Below are 2,608 nucleotides of genomic sequence, written 5' to 3'. Positions count from 1 at the left end.
AGAACCAACACAGTGGACGCGAGCCTCTATGGACAAGCCCTCGGCCTATTAGTACCAGTCACCTCCACACCTCACGGTGCTTCCAGACCTGGCCTATCAACCCAGTCATCTCCTGGGAGCCTTACCCCATCAAGTGGGTGGGAGTCCTCATCTCGAAGCAGGCTTCCCGCTTAGATGCTTTCAGCGGTTATCCCTCCCGAACGTAGCCAACCAGCCATGCCCTTGGCAGAACAACTGGCACACCAGAGGTCCGTCCGTCCCGGTCCTCTCGTACTAGGGACAGCCCTTCTCAAGACTCCAACGCGCGCAGCGGATAGGGACCGAACTGTCTCACGACGTTCTAAACCCAGCTCGCGTACCGCTTTAATGGGCGAACAGCCCAACCCTTGGGACCGACTCCAGCCCCAGGATGCGACGAGCCGACATCGAGGTGCCAAACCATCCCGTCGATATGGACTCTTGGGGAAGATCAGCCTGTTATCCCCGGGGTACCTTTTATCCGTTGAGCGACGGCGCTTCCACAAGCCACCGCCGGATCACTAGTCCCTGCTTTCGCACCTGCTCGACCCGTCAGTCTCACAGTCAAGCTCCCTTGTGCACTTACACTCACCACCTGATTACCAACCAGGCTGAGGGAACCTTTGGGCGCCTCCGTTACCCTTTAGGAGGCAACCGCCCCAGTTAAACTACCCATCAGACACTGTCCCCGATCCGGATCACGGACCCAGGTTAGACATCCAGCACGACCAGAGTGGTATTTCAACAACGACTCCACAAACACTGGCGTGCCTGCTTCACAGTCTCCCACCTATCCTACACAAGCCGAACCGAACACCAATATCAAACTATAGTAAAGGTCCCGGGGTCTTTCCGTCCTGCTGCGCGAAACGAGCATCTTTACTCGTACTGCAATTTCACCGGGCCTATGGTTGAGACAGTCAAGAAGTCGTTACGCCATTCGTGCAGGTCGGAACTTACCCGACAAGGAATTTCGCTACCTTAGGATGGTTATAGTTACCACCGCCGTTTACTGGCGCTTAAGTTCTCAGCTTCACCACCCCGAAGAGTGATTAACCGGTCCCCTTAACGTTCCAGCACCGGGCAGGCGTCAGTCCGTATACATCGCCTTACAGCTTCGCACGGACCTGTGTTTTTAGTAAACAGTCGCTTCTCGCTGGTCTCTGCGGCCACCCCCAGCTCACACCGCACGGGTGATCACCAGAAATGGCCCCCCTTCTCCCGAAGTTACGGGGGCATTTTGCCGAGTTCCTTAACCATAGTTCACCCGAACGCCTCAGTATTCTCTACCAGACCACCTGAGTCGGTTTAGGGTACGGGCCGTAACAGCACTCGCTAGAGGCTTTTCTCGACAGCATAGGATCATCCACTTCACCACAATCGGCTCGGCATCAGGTCTCAGACATATGCCAGGCGGATTTACCTACCTGACGTCCTACACCCTTACCCCGGGACAACCACCGCCCGGGCTGGACTACCTTCCTGCGTCACCCCATCACTCACCTACTACCACCTCGGGCCACCAGCTCCACCACTCCGCTCACCGTCAAAGACGACAAGCGGCGGCTTCACGGGCTTAGCATCAGAGGATTCAGCGTTGACGCACTGAAACGGGTACCGGAATATCAACCGGTTATCCATCGACTACGCCTGTCGGCCTCGCCTTAGGTCCCGACTTACCCTGGGCAGATCAGCTTGACCCAGGAACCCTTAGTCAATCGGCGCAAGAGTTTCCCACTCTTGAATCGCTACTCATGCCTGCATTCTCACTCGTGAACCATCCACAACTACCTTACGGCGCTGCTTCACCCGGCACACGACGCTCCCCTACCCATCACAGCAACCGTTAGGTCTACATGCTGCAATGACACGACTTCGGCGGTATGCTTGAGCCCCGCTACATTGTCGGCGCGGAATCACTTGACCAGTGAGCTATTACGCACTCTTTCAAGGATGGCTGCTTCTAAGCCAACCTCCTGGTTGTCTCTGCGACTCCACATCCTTTCCCACTTAGCACACGCTTAGGGGCCTTAGTCGATGCTCTGGGCTGTTTCCCTCTCGACCATGGAGCTTATCCCCCACAGTCTCACTGCCGTGCTCTCACTTACCGGCATTCGGAGTTTGGCTAAGGTCAGTAACCCGGTAAGGCCCATCGCCTACCCAGTGCTCTACCTCCGGCAAGAAACACACAACGCTGCACCTAAATGCATTTCGGGGAGAACCAGCTATCACGGAGTTTGATTGGCCTTTCACCCCTAACCACAGGTCATCCCCCAGGTTTTCAACCCTGGTGGGTTCGGCCCTCCACACGGTCTTACCCGCGCTTCAGCCTGCCCATGGCTAGATCACTCCGCTTCGGGTCTTGAGCATGCTACTCAAACGCCCTATTCGGACTCGCTTTCGCTACGGCTCCCCCACAACAGGTTAACCTCGCAACACACCACAAACTCGCAGGCTCATTCTTCAAAAGGCACGCAGTCACGACGTTGAACACAAAAGTGCCCAACGCGACGCTCCCACGGCTTGTAGGCACATGGTTTCAGGTACTATTTCACTCCCCTCCCGGGGTACTTTTCACCATTCCCTCACG

The 2,608-nt window shown here is 56.2% G+C and carries 1 rRNA gene (only partly in view); it reads right to left on the bottom strand.

Annotation, left to right across the window (positions count from 1 at the left end):
- Nucleotides 1-28: 28 nt before the first annotated feature.
- Nucleotides 29-2,608: ribosomal RNA gene (locus NQO67_RS43340) — 23S ribosomal RNA — on the bottom strand; it runs 548 nt beyond the window's last position.

It is taken from the genome of Streptomyces odontomachi, from assembly GCF_024435355.1.
Classification (GTDB): Bacteria; Actinomycetota; Actinomycetes; order Streptomycetales; family Streptomycetaceae; genus Streptomyces; species Streptomyces odontomachi.
This window is presented reverse-complemented; position numbering and strand designations above follow the sequence as displayed.